Source organism: Actinomadura nitritigenes, assembly GCF_017573545.1.
GTDB classification, from domain to species: domain Bacteria; phylum Actinomycetota; class Actinomycetes; order Streptosporangiales; family Streptosporangiaceae; genus Spirillospora; species Spirillospora nitritigenes.
Genome location: NZ_JAGEOK010000032.1, coordinates 112374 through 130285 on the forward strand (window position 1 = coordinate 112374; position 17912 = coordinate 130285).

General features: G+C 71.6%; 15 protein-coding genes. 7 read left to right on the forward strand and 8 right to left on the reverse strand.

What is annotated here, in order from left to right; all coding sequences use genetic code 11:
* Positions 1-15 precede the first annotated feature (15 nt).
* Complete coding sequence (locus J4557_RS38175; protein WP_208271674.1) at positions 16-369, forward strand: DUF1330 domain-containing protein; 354 nt, start codon at positions 16-18, stop codon at positions 367-369.
* A 49-nt stretch (positions 370-418) separates the two neighbouring features.
* On the opposite strand, the gene J4557_RS38180 is transcribed toward J4557_RS38175, so the two are convergent.
* Together J4557_RS38180 and J4557_RS38185 are read right to left on the reverse strand one after the other, a co-directional pair.
* A complete protein-coding gene (locus J4557_RS38180) occupies positions 419-637 on the reverse strand; it encodes an FmdB family zinc ribbon protein (protein ID WP_190864213.1) in 219 nt (72 codons plus the stop codon).
* Positions 638-669: 32 nt separating this feature from the next.
* Positions 670-1179, reverse strand: a complete 510-nt coding sequence (locus J4557_RS38185; RefSeq protein ID WP_173095744.1) for an HNH endonuclease — start codon at positions 1177-1179, stop codon at positions 670-672.
* Positions 1180-1478: 299 nt separating this feature from the next.
* Between J4557_RS38185 and J4557_RS38190 the strand changes: the two genes are divergently transcribed.
* The gene (locus J4557_RS38190; protein ID WP_208271675.1) at positions 1479-3557 is read left to right on the forward strand and encodes a prolyl oligopeptidase family serine peptidase; all 2079 of its coding nucleotides are present in this window, start codon (positions 1479-1481) and stop codon (positions 3555-3557) included.
* A gap of 116 nt (positions 3558-3673) precedes the next feature.
* Positions 3674-4480 (forward strand): methyltransferase domain-containing protein, encoded by an 807-nt coding sequence (locus J4557_RS38195; RefSeq protein WP_307800446.1) that lies wholly within the window; start codon positions 3674-3676, stop codon positions 4478-4480.
* A gap of 186 nt (positions 4481-4666) precedes the next feature.
* On the opposite strand, the gene J4557_RS38200 is transcribed toward J4557_RS38195, so the two are convergent.
* Positions 4667-5380 carry a GNAT family N-acetyltransferase gene (locus J4557_RS38200; RefSeq protein WP_208271676.1) on the reverse strand — a complete coding sequence of 238 codons (714 nt, stop codon included), beginning with the start codon at positions 5378-5380 and terminating at the stop codon, positions 4667-4669.
* Between the two features lie 6 nt (positions 5381-5386).
* On the reverse strand, positions 5387-7024 hold the full coding sequence (locus J4557_RS38205; RefSeq protein ID WP_307800447.1) for an NsdA family TPR-like regulatory protein: 1638 nt from the start codon (positions 7022-7024) through the stop codon (positions 5387-5389).
* A 439-nt stretch (positions 7025-7463) separates the two neighbouring features.
* Between J4557_RS38205 and J4557_RS38210 the strand changes: the two genes are divergently transcribed.
* The 4 genes from J4557_RS38210 (at position 7464) to J4557_RS38225 (ending at position 11121) form a co-directional block, all read left to right on the forward strand.
* Complete coding sequence (locus tag J4557_RS38210) at positions 7464-7865, forward strand: hypothetical protein (RefSeq protein WP_243777000.1); 402 nt, start codon at positions 7464-7466, stop codon at positions 7863-7865.
* Between the two features lie 219 nt (positions 7866-8084).
* Positions 8085-9083, forward strand: a complete 999-nt coding sequence (locus tag J4557_RS38215; protein WP_208271677.1) for a mechanosensitive ion channel family protein — start codon at positions 8085-8087, stop codon at positions 9081-9083.
* A 70-nt stretch (positions 9084-9153) separates the two neighbouring features.
* Positions 9154-9537, forward strand: coding sequence for a globin (locus J4557_RS38220; protein ID WP_208271678.1), 384 nt, complete (start codon positions 9154-9156; stop codon positions 9535-9537).
* Positions 9538-9555: 18 nt separating this feature from the next.
* Positions 9556-11121, forward strand: coding sequence for a glycoside hydrolase family 13 protein (locus J4557_RS38225; protein ID WP_208271679.1), 1566 nt, complete (start codon positions 9556-9558; stop codon positions 11119-11121).
* A 387-nt stretch (positions 11122-11508) separates the two neighbouring features.
* On the opposite strand, the gene J4557_RS38230 is transcribed toward J4557_RS38225, so the two are convergent.
* The 4 genes from J4557_RS38230 to ettA form a co-directional block, all read right to left on the reverse strand.
* Positions 11509-12930: a S28 family serine protease gene (locus tag J4557_RS38230; protein WP_208271680.1), complete on the reverse strand. Its 1422-nt coding sequence runs from the start codon at positions 12928-12930 to the stop codon at positions 11509-11511.
* Between the two features lie 173 nt (positions 12931-13103).
* Entirely contained in the window at positions 13104-13541 is a 438-nt protein-coding gene (locus J4557_RS38235) for an acyl-CoA thioesterase (RefSeq protein ID WP_190864228.1), read from the reverse strand.
* Positions 13542-13652: 111 nt separating this feature from the next.
* Positions 13653-14990 (reverse strand): enolase C-terminal domain-like protein, encoded by a 1338-nt coding sequence (locus J4557_RS38240; protein ID WP_208271681.1) that lies wholly within the window; start codon positions 14988-14990, stop codon positions 13653-13655.
* A 196-nt stretch (positions 14991-15186) separates the two neighbouring features.
* Complete coding sequence (gene ettA, locus J4557_RS38245) at positions 15187-16851, reverse strand: energy-dependent translational throttle protein EttA (protein WP_208271682.1); 1665 nt, start codon at positions 16849-16851, stop codon at positions 15187-15189.
* Positions 16852-17912 lie beyond the last annotated feature (1061 nt).

A 17912-nucleotide genomic window follows, 5' to 3' on the forward strand; every position in this document is an offset into this window, starting at 1 on the left:
CCCGGAGGAGTCACGATGACCGCCTACGTCCTCGGCCACCTGCGCCCCCAGCCGCCGCTCCACGACGACGTGTTCACCTACATGGAGCGCATCCAGGCCACCATGGACCCGTTCGGCGGCCGCTTCATCGTGCACGGCGAGACCCCCGACGTGCGGGAGGGCACGTGGGAGGGCGATCTGATCCTGCTGGAGTTCCCGGACATCGACAGCGCGCGGGCCTGGTACGACTCGCCCGCCTACCAGGAGATCAAGCACCTGCGCGCCGACCACATCCCGGGCACGATCATGCTGGTCGACGGCTGCGGCCCCGACCACGACAGCGCCGCCATGGCCGCCGGGATCCGCGCCGCGGTCGCGCAGCAGGGCTAGCCCGGCCCGGGACCGGGACGGCGCGGGATGGACGGCGCGGGGGCGGGCTCTAGGAGCAGCAGCCCCCGCCGCAGCAGCCGCCGCCCGCGCTCGGCGGAGGCGCGGGAGCGCCACCGCGGGACGTGCCGGTCACGGCGACCGTGGACAGCAGCTTCACCGTGTCGTCATGGCCGGCCGGGCAGGTCGCCGGGTCCGACGCGTTGATCATCGGGCGGGAGACCTCGAACGTCGACCCGCACGCGCGGCAGCGGTAGTCATAGCGTGGCACGAGGACAGGATACGGTCACGCGGCCGATCCGGTCACGCCGCCGGCTCGGTCACGTACGGCGCCCACTGGGGGTCGCCGTCGTGGACGATGCCGATCAGCCGCCAGTGCGCGCCGCGCGGGACGCCGGGGGTCATCCCGAGCGTCCAGCCGAGTTCGGACAGCAGCCGGTCGGCCTTGCGGTGGTTGCAGGTCATGCAGGAGGCGACACAGTTCTCCCAGACGTGCTTGCCGCCGCGGCTGCGCGGATGGACGTGGTCGATGGTCTCGGCGCGGCGGCCGCAGTACACGCACCGGAAGTTGTCGCGGCGCATGAGGGCGGCGCGGGTGAGCGGGACCCGCGTCCGGAACGGGATCCGGACGTAGCGGCGAAGCCGGATGACCGACGGGACCTCGACCTCCATGGTCGCCGAATGAAGGGTGGCCCCCGAGACGTCGTGGTGGACGATCTCGGCCTTCTCCCGGAGCACGAGGCAGACCGCCCGCCGCAGCGGGAGCGTGGTGAGTGGTTCGTACGTCGCGTTCAGGAGAAGGACCTGTCTCATCAGACGGCCTCCGCCGGCGTGTCGGGGTTCGCCTCGGCGGACGCGGCTGACCGCGCCTCGCACCGAGGCCCGAATATTGTCTCCGGCACCTGCGCACTCGCCATGAGGACCTCCCCAGAGGCGAACCGACCTGGAATCAGTGTGGCGGCTGGGGCAGCCCGACCGCTACCCCAAATATCCCCATCGAAGGGCCAGATCGAACGCAAAAACCCAGGCGTTGCGCACCGGACGCCGCGCCGGGCAGCGTGCCGGGCGGCCTGATCGGGCGGATGACCCGCACCGGTGAATACAGTGCATCCATGACCGGAACGCCTTATCCGCCCGCGCGGCGCCAGGACATCGTCGAGGACATCCACGGCCACCGGGTCGCCGACCCGTACCGGTGGCTGGAGGACGCGGAGAGCGACGAGACCCGGGAGTGGCTCGCCGCGCAGGACGAGCTGTTCCACAAGGTCACCGACGCGTACCCGGGCCGCGAGCGGCTGCGCCGCCGGCTCGGGGAACTGCTCGGCGCGGGCAGCGTCGGCTCCCCGCTCTGGCGCGGCGACCGGCGGTTCTTCACCCGGCGGACCGCCGAGCAGGAGCACCCCGTGCTGTACACCGTCGATGCGGACGGCTCCGAGCGGGTCCTGGTCGACCCGATGGCGCTGGACCCGGCCGGCACGACGACGCTGGACAGCTGGCAGCCCGACAAGGAGGGCCGGCTGCTGGCGTACAAGATCTCGACCGGTGGGGACGAGGAGTCGCTGCTGTTCGTGATCGACGTCGCCACCGGCGAGCGGGTGGAGGGGCCGATCGACCGGACTCGGTCGTCCGGCATCGCCTGGCTCCCCGGCGGGGAGGCGTTCTACTACACCCGGCGGCTGCCCGCACGGTCCGTCCCGGAGGGCGAGGAGCAGTACCACCGGCGCGTCTACCTGCACCGGGTCGGCACCGAACCGGAGACCGACGACGTCCTGATCTTCGGTGAGGGGATGGACAAGACCAACTACTACAGCGTCGGCGTCAGCCGCGACGGGCGGTGGCTGACGGTGTCGGCCTCGCAGGGGACGGCGCCGCGCAACGACCTGTGGGTGGCGGACCTGTCGACCTCGCCGCTCGAACGCCCCGAACTGCGGCCGGTGCAGGTCGGCGTCGACGCCGAGACGTGGCTGCACGTGGGGCGGGACGGGCGCGCCTACGTGTTCACCGACCGGGACGCGCCGCGGTCCCGGCTGTGCGTGACCGACCCGTCCGACCCGTCGTACGAGTCGTGGCGGGACCTGATCCCGCAGGACCCCGAGGCCGTCCTCACCGACTACGCCGTCCTCGACGATCTCGAGTCGCCCGTCCTGCTCGCCGGCTGGACGCGGCACGCGATCAGCGAGATCACCGTGCACGACCTGGCGTCCGGCGAGCGGCTCGGGACGGTCCCGACGCCGGGGCTCGGCTCGATCGGCGGGATCGTCGAGCGGCCGGAGGGCGGCCACGAGGCGTGGTTCGGCTACACCGACAACGTCACGCCGTCGTCGGTGTTCCGCTACGACGCCCGGACCGGGGAGACGAGCCTGTGGGCGTCCGCGCCGGGCACCGTGGAGGTCCCCGAGATCGAGACCCGGCAGGTGACGTACACGTCCGCGGACGGGACCGAGGTGCGGATGCTGGTGGCGTCGCGTCCGGGCGCGTCCGGCCCGCGCCCGGCGATCCTGTACGGCTACGGCGGGTTCAACATCTCGCTGACGCCGTCGTACTCGGCGAGCATCCTGGCCTGGGTGGAGGCCGGCGGCGTCTACGCGATCGCGAACCTGCGCGGCGGGTCCGAGGAGGGCGAGGAGTGGCACCGCGCGGGGATGCGCGAGCGCAAGCAGAACGTGTTCGACGACTTCCACGCCGCCGCCGAGAAGCTGATCGCCGACGGCCTGACCACCCCGGCGCAGCTGGCGATCTCCGGCGGGTCCAACGGCGGGCTGCTCGTCGGCGCCGCGCTCACCCAGCGTCCCGACCTGTACCGGGCGGTGGTCTGCTCGGCGCCGCTGCTGGACATGGTCCGCTACGAGCGGTTCGGGCTCGGCCAGACGTGGAACGACGAGTACGGGACGGCGGACGACCCGGTGGAGTTCGGCTGGCTGATCGGCTACTCGCCGTACCACCACGTCCACCCGGGGACGGCGTATCCGGCGACGCTGTTCACCACGTTCGGCAGCGACACCCGCGTCGACCCGCTGCACGCCCGCAAGCTGTGCGCGGCGCTCCAGCACGCGACGGCGTCGGACGCGCCGATCCTGCTGCGCGACGAGTCGGAGGTCGGGCACGCCGCGCGGTCCGTCAGCCGGTCCGTGGACCTGATGGCCGACACCCTCGGCTTCATGGCCGCGCAGACCGGGCTCGACCTGGCCTGACGAGAGGGCGGAGGCCGAGGCGCCCGGCGGGCGCGGAGGCACCGGCCGGCGGGCGTGTGGCGGGTCACAGCCTCCGCTCCTGGCGAGGCGAAATTGACGAGTGATCTAATAAGAGGGTGAACGTGTCGATGGTGCGCAGCCCGTCCGCGGTGGACCGGGTGCTGGGGCTCCTGCGCGAGCCGCCCGCCGAACCGGACCTGTCGGCCGGCTACCTCGACCTGCTCGGTCCCGCCGAGGAGCGGGCGCCGTCGCTCGCCCAGTCCGTCATGGAGTCGACGTTCCTGCCGCGGATCTACGAGAAGGTCTGGCGGCCCGTCGGGTTCAACCTCGCCAAGGGCTGGCCGTTCGGGCCCGACACCGCCGCCGAGCAGGCCACGGCCCGCGACTGGCTGGGGCTCGGGCAGCCGGGCGAGGCCGGCCGTCCGGCCGCGACCGTGCTGGACGTGGCGTGCGGGCCGGGCAACGTGACCCGCGCGCTCGCCGAGGGGGTCGGCGAGGACGGTCTCGTCGTCGGGCTGGACGCCTCCGCCACCATGCTGGCCCGCGCCGAGGCCGACACCCTGCCCGGCGGCGAGGTCTGCTACGTCCGCGGCAACGCCGTCGACCTGCCGTTCCGCGACGCGACGTTCGACGCCGTCTGCTGCTTCGGGGCGCTGTACCTGTTCGACGATCCGTGGGCGGCCGTCGACGGGATGACCCGGGTGCTGCGTCCGGGCGGCCGGTTGATCATCCTCACCTCGCGGCGGCTGACGCCGCTGCACGCGTCCAAGGTCGGCGGCGAGCTGATCCGGCGTGCCACCGGGTACACGGTGTTCGGCGACCGGGAGATCACCGGGGCGCTCGCCGACCGCGGGTTCACCGGCGTCCGCCGGCACCGCTACCCGCTCATGCAGCTGGTGGGCGGCACCCTCCCGGACGCGTGAGCCTCCGCGCCCCTTCTGCCCTGCCGGCGCGAATACCGGTCGGGCGCGAATACCGGTCGAGCGTGAATCAAGTCAGGCGTGAACCGGGTCGGGCGTGAATCGGGTCAGGCGTGAACACGCCCCGAGCCGCGGGCGCTCGCGCGCCGCGCCGCGCCGCCGGCGCGCCGTCCCGCGGCTCGGGTGTCCTCAGCGGAGTTCCTTCTCGATGTAGATGTTGACGATGCCGCCGATCACCTCGCGGCGCGTCTCCCTCCAGCCGAACTTGCGGTACAGGGCGAGCGCCGGGGCCTGCAGCTCGGTCGTGTCGCCGCGCAGGACCCGGTACCCGTACTCCGCGGCGCGTTCCTCCAGTGCGGAGACGACGGCGGCTCCGTAGCCGCGCCGCTGCGCGGCCGGCCGCACCCGCAACCGCACCATCTCCACCGCGTCGAGCACGGGGCCGCCCGGCGCGTAGCCGCCGAACGCCCGTGCCCGGCCCCCGGGAACGAGGTCGGCACGGCGCAGACCGCCCATGGCGACGATCTGCCCGTCCACCTCGCCGACGAGGAACTCGCCGTCATTGCGCAGGTAGATGTCCTCCATCCGGAAGAAGTCGTGGTCGTAGTAGACGCCGTCGCCGGGACGAAGGCCCACCTGCGCCAGGCCCTCGCGGTGCAGGGCGAGGACGGTGGCGTGGTCGGAGGCCCGGTACCGGCGCAGCCGCAGTTCCCCGAAGCTCCAGACGGGAGGATCGTCCTGCAGCCGCACCAGGGCGCGGCGGCGGGGACGAGGATCCGCGGCGGACGGCGCGGAGGGCCCGGCCTCGGGGCCCGCGGCCTGCGCGGGCCCGGCCTCCGGGCCCGCGGGTTCCGCGCCGGGCGCGGAACCGTCCTGCCAGGCGGCGCTGTCAGGCGTTCCCATCCCCGGTCAGACCTGCTCGGTCGGGGGGACGGAGGGCCGCTCCCCGGTGGGGGCGGGTTCCTTGGTGGGGCTCGTGACCCAGGGCCCCGCGAGCGCCTCGCGGAACTCCCGCAGCCCGGCGATCTCGCCGTGCTTGGCCTGCACGGCGGCTCCGATCTGGCGGGCCCGGTGCACCAGGATGTCGGACCGGTGGTCGGGGGGCAGGTCGAGGATCGCCTCCTGGCCGCCGGCCAGCGCCGCGTCCGGGTTCCCGGCATGGAGCTTGCACATCGCCCGGTCGAGGCGCACGAGAGTCAGGTCGACGCGGTCCGTCGGGGCGTACAGCGTCAGCGCGTGGCTCAGCACCTCGTCGCCGTGCTTGTGGTCGCCGAGATTGGTGAACGTGTCGCCCTCATAGAAGGCCATCTGCCGGTCGGTGAAGCCGAAGACGAGGTCGTTCGTGTCGGTCTTGGACAACTGGTCGAACACCGAGCGCCCGCGCACGAGCGCCCGGCGGGCGCTGGGCGCGGCGTCGCCGCGTCCGCGCAACGCCAGCATGCCGAGCGCGCGGGCCTCCACCGCGGGCGCCATGGCCGCCGCCACACCGGGGGTGCGGCCGGCCAGGTCCTGCGCCTTGCGCGCCAGGTGCAGCGCCTCGCGGGGGTCGCCGTAGTACATCGGGACGAGCGACTCGCGGACGGTCACCCAGGCGCGCAACCCGCGGTCGCCGGTCTCGTCGGCCGCGGTGCGCGCGGTCCGGAAGAACGAGCGGGCCAGCCGGTGGTCACCCAGATTGATCATGATCAGCCCGGACAGCCCGGACAGCTGCGCCGCGATCCGGCACAGCCGCTCCTGGAGCTCGACCGGCTGCCGCTTGTCGCACATGCGCCGCACCTCGCTGAAGTCCAGCAGCACGTCGCACAGCATCCGCAGCGACGGCGTCGCCTGGTACTGCCGGCCGTAGCCGTAGGTGGTCTCCTCCCATTGGTCGAGCATGGTCGGCGAGACCGTCGCGCCGACCAGCGTGTCGTCCATCTTGCGCCGAAGGTTGTCGACCGCCCCAAGGAACTGGCCGTCGAGCGCCACGCCCGCTCCGGCCAGCAGTTGCAGAAGTGTCCTACGAAGCACGATGTCCTCCTCTCCCACATCAATGGACAGGGGGCCGTCGGCGCGGTCAGGGCCCCGTAGGTCGTTGACGTCCACCCAGTGGCGGTCCTCCGCCCTGGGGATGATCGACCCGACGAGCGGTACGTCGGGCCGCTGTGCGGCGTGCCGTTCCGGCGCCCGCGGCTGCGGCACCGTGGCGGCCCCCGGCCGCACGGCGTGTCCCCGTCCGCAGATGCACGGGCTCTTGTAGTCGAGCTGATCGGGCTCGACGCGGTACACGGCGCACAGGTAGTGCAGATACTCGGGACCGGGTCTCTTGTACCCGCTCTCGTAGGCCGACAGCAGCGTCTCCCCGAGCCGGGGCGGCGGCTTGCCGTCGACCTCGTACAGGGCCCTGACCTGGGCCACGATGTCGGACAGCGCGACCCCGTGGGCCAGGCGGTGCGCCTTGACCCGGCTGGTGCCGAACAGGGGGCCGCACTGCTCGTGGATCTCGTGCGCGATCTCCTGCGGGCTGCGCCCCCGGGCCAAAGCGTGCGCGCGGATCCGGCGAGCCACGTCCGTTTCTTTCCGAGGGGGGTCCGACATCGATTCCGGCCTCCTCACCGTCGGGCCGGGGCGGCGCCCCTCCGGGGGAAGGGCGGTCGTCCAGGCCACGGCGACCGGTCAATAGATGGCCACGACAGATAATCTCTCGCGCACGCAGCGTAACCCTCACGGCGGGACGGGCCAAGCGATTCCCGGGAAAGACAGGGGCTTCGGATGCGTCCTGGCCCCCCAGGGTAGAGATTCTTCCTCCGGCGGGTGTGAAGCTTCCTCTGAGGTGGGGTAATCCGGTACTTCGCGGGACGGTGACGCCCTTGACCAGGCAGCGTGAGAGTTGCAATTCTCACCGGGAGCGACAGCACGGATCCAGAGGGTTGATCATTTGCCGGCCGTCCCGGCGGCCGCGCGGTCACGCGCCGCGCACGCCGGGGCCGGCGACGAGGGATCGGCGATGCAGACGACGACGCAGGAACCGGCGGTACAGAAGCGCACCGGCGCAGCGGCGCCGGGCACGGCCGAGGAAGGGGGAAGGCAGGTGGTCAGCGACGGACGCGTCGGCCATCTCCGGGCGCTGGAGCGCGAGCTCGACGCCCGCGGACTGGTCGCCCGCGTGGTCCGGACCCGATCGGGCCCGGCGTTCCTGCGGGTGGTGAACCCGGCCGCGGCGAGCCTGGCCGAGGACGTCACCTGCGCGCCCGCGCCCGAGTCCCAGGAGCACTACTTCTGGTGGTCGTGGGGCGAGCGGATGCACCGCGCCGACGACGTGGGCGGCGCCGCCGGGAAGCTCGCGCACGTCCTTCAGCCCCTCGATCAGCGGCCCGCCCGCGAGATGCGGCCGGCGGGCCGCCCCTAGAGCCGGGCGTGCCCCGCGGGGCCGTGGCCGGAACGGCGCGGCAGCCGCGGACCCCGCGGGGCACGCTCGCCGGAACAGCCCCTCCCCGGCCTTGTCAAGACACGTAGCCCGCGGAGTACGAACCGGTCGTTACCGTCCCCTACGATCGGGCTCGCACCCGCCGCAGGTGCATGGCGAGGTGTCGAGACGCCCACAGAGGCCGGGGAGGGTCTGCCCGAGATGTTGGTGGATGCGCAGTCGCTGCTGCCCTGGGCCCAGAACGGCACGCCCGAGGCGGCCTGCCGCGACCAGACGCCGAGCACCGGCTGCCGGCTGGTCTGGAACGTCTCCCACAGCACGGACTTCACCCACTTCTACGCCACATGGCTCGACAAGCCCCTCGGCACCGTCCTGTCGATCATCCTCACCTTCGCGTTCGCGCTGGTCGTGCGGAACATCGCGCACCGGATGATCACCAAGGTGACGGTGCGGATGTCCGAGGGCACCATGTCCGAGAAGGTCAAGGAGCGGTCCCGGACGGTCTTCGAGGGCAGCCCCGCGCTGCTGAACCAGCGCCGGGCGCAGCGCGCCAAGACGCTCGGCTCGGTGCTGAACTCGGTCGCGTCCATCGTGATCATGGGGACGGCGGCCTTCAGCATCCTCGGCTCGCTCGGGCTGAACCTCGCGCCGATCCTCGCCAGCGCGAGCGTGATCGGCGTGGCGGTCGGCTTCGGCGCGCAGAACATCGTCAAGGACTTCCTCGCCGGGCTGTTCATGCTGCTGGAGGACCAGTACGGCGTCGGCGACTTCATCGACGTGGGCTCGGCCAAGGGGACGGTCGAGGCCGTCACCCTGCGGGTCACCCGGATGCGCGACGTCAACGGCGTCGTCTGGTACGTGCCGAACGGCGAGATCAAGAAGGTCGGGAACGAGTCGCAGAACTGGGGCCGGGCCGTCCTGGACATCCCGGTCGACATCCGCGAGGACACCGAGAAGGTCAAGGAGATCCTGCAGGCCACCGCGGACGAGCTGGCGGCCTCCCCCGGCTGGGAGGACATGATCCTGGAGAAGCCGTCGGTGTGGGGCGTGCAGGCGCTCGCCGGCGACGCCATCGTGATCCGGGTGGTGCTCAAGACCGCGCCCGGCAAGCAGGGCGAGATCGCCCGGGAGCTGCGCGAACGGGTGAAGAACGCGTTCGACGACGCGGGCGTCGCGGTCGCCACCCCGGCGACGACCTGATCGCCCGCGCCCGCGGACCGGTCCGTGCGGCTGATCATCGGGCCGCCGATCGCATAGGGTGGGCAGCGCCATGACTGAACAGGTGACCTTCTACGAAGCTGTCGGCGGTGAGGAGACCTTCCACCGGCTGGTGCACCGCTTCTACCAGGGTGTCGCTAAAGACCCCGACCTTCGCGCCCTCTACCCGGAGGAGGACCTCGGCCCCGCCGAGGAGCGGCTCCGGCTCTTCCTCATCCAGTACTGGGGCGGCCCGAACACCTACAGCCAGCGGCGGGGCCACCCCCGGCTGCGGATGCGGCACGTCCCGTTCGTCATCGGCGAAGCGGAGCGGGACGCGTGGCTGAGGCACATGCGGGTCGCGGTGGACGAACTGGAGCTGCCCGAGCAGCTGGAGAAGATGCTCTGGGACTACTTCACGATGGCGGCGCGAAGCATGGTGAACGCGCCCTCCTGAGCGGGTAGATCGCTGTACATGACGCGAACCCCCTGGTGGCGCAACGCCGTCGTGTACGAGGTCTACGTCCGCAGCTTCGCCGACTCCGACGGGAACGGCGAGGGCGATCTCCAGGGGATCAGGTCGCGGCTGCCGTACCTGCGCGACCTGGGCGTGGACGCGCTGTGGCTGACGCCGTTCTACACCTCGCCGCTCGCGGACGGCGGCTACGACGTGGCCGACTACCGGGACGTCGATCCCCGGTTCGGCACCCTGGCGGACTTCGACGCGCTGGTGGCCGACGTGCACGCGCACGGCCTCAGGCTGATCGTGGACATCGTGCCGAACCACTCGTCCGACCGGCACCGGTGGTTCCAGGAGGCGCTGGCGTCACCGCCGGGGTCCCCGGAACGGGACCGCTACATTTTCCGCGCCGGAAGGCCAGGGGAGAATCCCGGCGAGGTCGATCCGCCGAACGACTGGCCGTCCGCGTTCGGCGGTCCGGCGTGGACGCGCATCCCCGACGGGGAGTGGTACCTGCACCTCTACGCGCCCGAGCAGCCGGACCTCAACTGGCGCAACCCGGAGGTGCGGGCCGAGTTCGAGGACGTCCTGCGGTTCTGGCTGGACCGGGGCGTGGACGGCTTCCGCATCGACGTCGCCGCCGGGCTGGTCAAGGACGCCTCCCTCGGCGACCTGAACGGCCGCGGCCGCCGGGTCGCCAACGGGCCGATCTTCAGCCGTCCCGAGGTCCACGAGATCTACCGGCGGTGGCGCCGCATCCTGGAGGGGTACGGCGACGACCGGATGGCGATCGGCGAGGTGTGGACGGACGGGCCGGAGGACCTCGCGCTCTACCTGCGTCCGGACGAGCTGCACCAGGTCTTCCAGTTCGACCTGCAGCTGGCGCCGTGGTCGGCGCCGGCGTTCCGCGACGTTATCGAGGCGGCGCTGAAGGCCGTCGCGCCGACCGGCGCGGCGCCCACCTGGGTGCTGTCCAGCCACGACTCCGTCCGCCACCTCACCCGCTACGAGCGGCCGGGCGGCGTGCCCGGGATGGAGCACGCGCGCGCGAAGGCGGCCCTGCTGATGCTGCTGGCGCTGCCGGGATCGGCGTACCTGTACCAGGGCGAGGAACTCGGCCTCCCCGAGGTCCGCGACCTGCCGGACCAGGCCCGCCAGGACCCGATCTGGAAGCGCAGCGGCGGCAGCCAGCCGGGGCGGGACGGCTGCCGGGTGCCGATCCCCTGGTCCGGGGTGGCGGAGCCGTACGGCTTCTCACCGGACGGCGTCCGCCCGTGGCTGCCGATGCCGGCGGGCTGGGAATCGCTGACGGCGGAGGCGCAGGCGACCGAGCCGTCCTCGATGCTGGCGTTCTACCGGCGGGCACTGGCGCAGCGGCGCGAACTGCTGGAGGAACTGCCCGGAGAACTGGAATGGCTCGACTCCCCCGAGACCGCCGTCTTCTTCACCCGCGGGCCGCTGACCTGCGCGGTCAACTGCGGCGACAACCCCGTCCGGCTCCCGCCGGGGCGGCCGCTGCTGACGACCATGCCGATGTACGGCGACCTCCTCCCCGGCAACGCCGCCGCCTGGCTGTATTGATTGCAATCCCGGCCCAGCGGGCTCGCCTGGCGGCTCGCCCGCTGACCGGTCTTGGGCGAGCGCGGCCTCGCTTCGCGAGCTTCGCGGTGGGGGCTCGCCTTCGGCGTCGCCCCACCGCTCAGATAACGCGCTCGCGCGAAACCTCAAGCCCCGACTCCCTTCGACGGACCGTTGCCCCTTAGAACAACGCGAACAGCGAGTGGAGCGTTGGTTCCAGAGAGTCGCTCCCTGGTCCGCCGCCGGCACGGGCAGGCACGCGGGGCGAGCGCTAGCGAGTGGAGCGGGCATGCCCGACGACGAACAGGCTGTTTCGCCGCGGGGCGGGGAAACAGCCTGTCCGTCGTTGACGGGGGTTCCAGGGGGTCGCCCCCCTGGGAGAACACGGTGTTACATCGGCGGGCGCTGCAGCTGCAGCGGGTCGTCGGCGGCCGGGCCGGTGGTGAGGGTCTTGGCCTGGGCCTGGACGTCGGCCCAACGCAGCACGTCCGCCTTCGCCTCGGCCTGCTGCGCGGCGGGCAGGTGCGCGATGAGGCGCCCGCTGTGGTTCATGCCGGGGGCGACGTAGACGGCGGAGTCGCGGCTGCCGGTGCCGAGGCGGAACGGCTCGGCTCCCCACGGGTCGTTCTGGCCGTAGAGGAACAGCATGTGGTCGGCGTGCCGCTTCACCCAGCCGTCGATGTCGCGCATCGCCTTACCGCCGTCGAAGCGCATCGGGATGTCGCGCGGGACGTAGGTGCGCGGCTGGTAGCTGCTCTCGTACCGCAGCAGGGGACGCAGGTACTTGAACTTCGGCGACGGCCATCCGAGCTGGGTGCCCGCCTGGTAGTAGTACGGGATGTAGGGGGCGAGGCCCTGGTCGGTGTAGAACGACAGCCCGGAGATGTCGTCGAGCGTCTTGTAGAGGTCGTCGTCCGAGGCGTTCACGGCGGGCAGCGAGGCGCAGTCCGACTGCAGGTGGTACTGCCAGAAGCCCCACACGTAGTCCATGACGGAGTTCTCGAACGCGCGGTCCGGGGTGCGCAGGATGTCGAACGTCCAGCCGTTCTGCGCGGCGGCGGCCTGGAACCGTTCGAGCATGGCGGGACGGCGCTTGAGGAACTCGCGCGCGAGCGCCTCCACGTGGGTGCGGCACCCGGGGTCGGTGCCGACGGTCTTGAAGAACTTGTCGTAGGCGCCGTCGGCGTTGTTGTCGACGTCGTTGGGCGCCACGTACACGACGCTGCCGTCGACGTCGCGGGGGTAGAAGCGCTTGTGGTAGACGACGGTCATGCCGCCCTTGCTGGCGCCCGTCGAGATCCACTTGCCCTTGTAGATCGTCTTGAGCGCGCCGACGATCCGGTGCTCGTCGGTGGCGGCCTGCCAGATCGTGTCCTTCTTCCAGTCCGCGGGCTCGGGCCGGGACGGGGTGAAGTAGCGGTACTCGACGGAGATCTGGTTGCCGTCGACGAGCGCGGTCGGCTCGGCGGTGAACATGGTCTCGGGGGTGTCGTAGCCGCTGGTGTAGAGCACCATCGGGCGGTCCGCCGACTTGTGCTGGAGCATGATCCGCTGCTCGAACCACTGCCCGTTCGGGTTGCGGTGGTCGACGGGCTGCCGGTACTCGAGCCAGAACCAGCGGTAGCCGGGGATCGTGGAGGCCTTCTCCGTCACCTGCATGCCGGGGATGGCCTTGAGCCGGGCGAGGATGTCGTCCGACTGAGCCGCCTTGCCCGCCGTCGCGGGTGCCGCCGCCTGCGCCGCGGTGGCGCCGGTGCCTGCCATGCCCGCGGCGAGCAGCAGGGCGATCGCTCCTCGTGAGATGCGCCGCATTTCGTCCCTTCCACGTGGGTTCGCCACATTTCGCGACGCGACCCTAGAGGGATATGTGCGGCGAAAGCGGATTGCTGTTGCGCTTGTTATTTATCCGTGACGCCATGGTCATCACGTAAGCGGCCGCCGACGGGCCGGGCATCGCGCACGCAACCGGGAACGGGTGGCGGGACTTACTCCGCGGGGACGACGTACCGCCCGATGAACTCGCGCTCCTCCGGGGTGAAGCGGCGCAGCCGGTTGGCCTCCACGTCGAACGCGACGAGCGTCGAGGTGGCGGTCGCGTACACGTTCTCGTCGTCGCGCACCTCGTAGGCCAGCTTGAACGACGCGGCGCGCGCCTCCGTCACCCACGTCTCGACGCGGATCGGGTAGACGGTCGGCAGCAGCGGCAGCCGGTAGTCGATCTCGTGCCGGGAGATCACCATGCCCCGGACCGGCTGCTCGCCCTTGCGCACCGGGTCGCCGTGGAACATCTCCAGGCGCGCGTCCTCGAGGTAGCCGAGGAACTTGACGTTGTTCACATGGCCCTGGGAGTCGATGTCCCCGAACCGGATGTAGAACTCGTACACGTGCCGGTACTCGGCCGCGGGCAGGTCGGTCTGCTGCATGTCCTCGCCTGGGGGTCGGGTGCCTGAGGGCCGGGGACGGGGGTCTCCACCGGTCGGCCCGATGGTACCGGCCGGCGTCCCCGCCCCCGGCGGGCGCCCCGGGCGGGCGCGTCAGGCCGGCGCGTCCCGCACCAGGCAGGGGCGCTTCGGGTCGAACGTCCAGCCCGGTACGAGGTACCGCATCGCCGCCGCGTCGTCGCGGTCCCCGAGGCCGTGCTCGACGTACAGCCGGTTCGCCGCCTCGACCCGCTCCTCGTCGATCTCCACGCCGAGGCCGGGGGCGTCCGGCAGCGCGACCTCCCCGCCCTCGATCCGCAGCGGGTCCCGGGTGAGGCGCTGCCCGTCCTGCCAGATCCAGTGCGTGTCGATCGCCGTGATGTCGCCGGGCGCGGCGGCCGCCACGTGCGTGAACATCGCCAGCGACACGTCGAAGTGGTTGTTGGAGTGCGAGCCCCAGGTCAGGCCCCACGCCTGGCAGAGCTGCGCGACGCGCACCGAGCCGCGCATCGTCCAGAAGTGCGGGTCGGCGAGCGGGATGTCCACCGCGTCCAGCCGGATCGCGTGCCCCAGCTCCCGCCAGTCCGTCGCGATCATGTTGGTGGCGGTCCGCAGCCCGGTCGCCCGCCGGAACTCCGCCATCGTCTCGCGTCCCGAGTAGCCGCGCTCGGCACCGCACGGGTCCTCGGCGTACGCCAGCACGTCGGACAGGTCCCGGCCGATCCGGACGGCCTCCTCCAGCGGCCACGCGCCGTTCGGGTCGAGAGTGATCCGCGCGGACGGGAACCGGACGGCGAGCGCCCGCACCGCGTCCGCCTCCTCGTCGGGCTGCAGCACCCCGCCCTTCAGCTTGAAGTCGGCGAACCCGTACCGGCTCCGCGCCGCCTCCGCCTGCCGGACGATCGCCTCCGGCGTCAGCGCCTCCTCGTGCCGGACGCGCAGCCACCCGTCCGCGCCGTCCTCCGGCTCCGGGTAGGGCAGGTCGGTCTTGCGCCGGTCCCCGACATAGAACAGGTAGCCGAGGACCGGGACCCGCGTGCGCTGGACGCCGTCGCCCAGCAGCGCCGCCACGGGCACGTCCAGGTGCTTGCCCATCAGGTCGAGCAGGCACGACTCGATCGCTGTCAGCGCGTGGACGGCGACCCTCGTGTCGTGCGTCTGCGGGCCGCGCCCACCGGCGTCCAGGTGGCCGAACGCGGCCCGCACACCGTTGAGCACCTCGTCGGACCGGCCGATCCGGCGGCCCACGACCAGCTCCCGCGCGCCCTCCAGCGTCCTCCGGATGGCCTCACCGCCGGGGACCTCGCCAACGCCGGTGGCGCCGGACTCGTCGGTGAGCAGCAGCAGGTTGCGGGTGAAGAACGGCGCGTGCGCCCCGCTGAGGTTGAGCAGCATGTCGTCGCGCCCGGCGACCGGCACGACCCGCATTTCGGTGATCCTGGGCGTGCTCATCGTCGTCCCGACCTCCCGGCTGCCCCCGTCGACTCCACCTCAGGGACGATAGGAGCCTGCGGTGATACCCGTCCAACACTGTTTGCGCATCGTCCGATGCTCGGGCTGGATCAATCGGCGCCGCGGCCCGGCGGACAGCCGAACGGCCGCGCGCGCACCCGGGTGCCCGCGCGGCAGTTCGCCGCCGATCAGCCGATCAGTCGCGGGTGAGCTTGCGGTGCGTCACCCGGTGCGGGCGGGCGGCGTCGGCGCCCAGCCGCTCGATCTTGTTCTTCTCGTAGTCGGCGTAGTTGCCCTCGAACCAGAACCAGTTCGAGCCCTCTTCCCACGCCAGGATGTGCGTGGCGATGCGGTCCAGGAACCACCGGTCGTGCGAGGTGATCACGGCGCAGCCGGGGAACTCCAGCAGCGCGTTCTCCAGGCTGGACAGCGTCTCGGTGTCGAGGTCGTTGGTCGGCTCGTCCAGCAGCAGGACGTTGCCGCCCAGCTTCAGGGTCAGTGCCAGGTTCAGCCGGTTGCGCTCACCGCCGGACAGGACGCCCGTCGGCTTCTGCTGGTCGGGGCCCTTGAAGCCGAACGCCGCCACGTACGCGCGGGACGGCATCTCGACCTGCCCGACGTTGATGTGGTCGAGGCCGTCGGAGACGACCTGCCACACGGTCTTCTTCGGGTCGAGGCCGCCGCGGCCCTGGTCCACGTAGGAGATCTTGACGGTCTCGCCGAGCCGCAACTCCCCGCTGTCCGGCTGCTCCTCCCCCACGATCATCCGGAACAGGGTGGTCTTGCCGACGCCGTTCGGGCCGATGACGCCGACGATGCCGTTCGGCGGCAGGTTGAACGACAGGTCGTCCATCAGGGCCCGGTCGCCGAACCCCTTGCCCAGCTTGTCCGCGACGATCACGGTGTTGCCCAGGCGCGGGCCCGGCGGGATCTGGATCTCCTCGAAGTCCAGCTTCCGGGTCTTGGCCGCCTCGGCCGCCATCTCCTCGTAGCGCTCCAGACGCGCCTTGCTCTTCGTCTGCCGCGCCTTCGGGTTCGAGCGGACCCACTCCAGCTCGTCCTGCAGGCGCTTCTTGCGCTTGGCGTCCTTGTTGCCCTCGACCTTCAGCCGGTCGGCCTTCTTCTCCAGGTAGGTGGAGTAGTTGCCCTCGTAGGGGTAGCAGCGGCCGCGGTCCAGCTCCAGGATCCACGTCGCCACGTTGTCCAGGAAGTACCGGTCGTGGGTGACGGCCAGGACGGTGCCCTCGTACTTGGCGAGGAACTGCTCCAGCCACTGCACGCTCTCGGCGTCCAGATGGTTGGTGGGCTCGTCCAGCAGCAGCAGGTCGGGCGCCTCCAGCAGCAGCTTGCACAGCGCGACCCGCCGCCGCTCGCCTCCGGACAGCTTGCTGACCTCGGCGTCGCCGGGCGGGCAGCGCAGCGCGTCCATCGCCTGCTCGAGCTGGCTGTCGAGGTCCCAGGCGTTGCGATGGTCGAGCTGCTCCTGCAGCTTGCCCATCTCCTCCATCAGCTCGTCGGAGTAGTCCGTCGCCATCTTCTCGGCGATCTCGTTGAACCGGTCGACCATCGCCTTGGTCTCGGCGACACCCTCCTCGACGTTCCCGAGGACGGTCTTCTCCTCGTTCAGCGGCGGCTCCTGCTGCAGCATGCCGACGGTGAAGCCCGGCATGAGGCGCGCGTCGCCGTTGGACGGCTGTTCCAGACCGGCCATCATGCGCAGCAGCGTCGACTTACCGGTGCCGTTCGGCCCCAGAACGCCGATCTTGGCGCCTGGAAGGAAATGCAGGGTGACGTCGTCCAGGACGACCTTGTCGCCATGTGCTTTGCGCACACGCTGCATCGTGTAGATGTACTCGGCCATGTTTCAAGACTAGGGGGTCGCCGCCACCATTTCGTCGCCCTCCCGCCCCTTGCTCCGCCCGCCACGGCGAACCGCGGACCCCAAAGCCCGACGGCCGCCCCCCACAACCACCCACCACCGCCAAGGCAAGGAACCCAGGACGGCAGAACCGAGCACCGCAGAGCCCCGAACGACCATGCCCGCGAAAGCCCGAAAACTGCGGTGCTCAACGAAACAAGGAGCCGTCGGCACAGCATCAACACCCCCGAGGGCCCCGCGCACGGCAGACGCGGCTTGGTAGCCCCAGGCGAACAGAGCAGACGAGCACTGCCAGCCACGGCCGAGCAGGCAGGGCCAATGATCAGGTGTTGTCGGCCCTGATAGACGAGTCGCAGGCGCCGCCGAGCCGAGCAGGCGGCACAGACAGGCGGGGCCGAGCAGGCCGGGGCTGGAGGTCAGGTGTCGTCGGGACGGATAGCCAGGGCAGGCACGAGCAGGCTGAGTGGGCGGCACTGGCAGGCACGGCCGAGTAAGCGAAACCAGGGATCGGGCGTCGTCGTGCCGGTAGACACGGCCAGTAGGCGCGGGCGGGCCGGGTAGGCGAGGACAGGTAGGCACGGCCGAGTAGGCGGGGCTGGGATCAGGTGCCGTCACGACGGACCGGGGCCGGAGGCACAAGCAGGCTGAGTCGGCAGCACTGGCAGGCACGGCCGAGTAGCGGCGCTAGGAATCACGTGGCGTCGAGGCCAGTAGGCGGGCCGCAGGCGCGGCCGTAGGCACAGCCGAGTAAACGGGACTAGGGATCAGGTGTCGTCGGGACGAGTAGCCAAGGCCGACGGGCGCAAGCCGGCTGAATAGGCGGCACTGGCAGCCATAGCCGAGCAGGAAGGGCTAGGGAGCAGGTGGCGTCGGGCCCGATAGGCGAGCCGCAGGCACAGCCGGTAGGCGTGGACGAGCCGAGTAGGCGGGGCCGAGTAGGCGGGGCCGAGTAGGCGGGGCCGAGTAGGCGGGGCCGAGTAGGCGGGGCCGAGTAGGCGGGGCCGAGTAGGCGGGGCCGAGTAGGCGGGGCCGAGTAGGCGGGG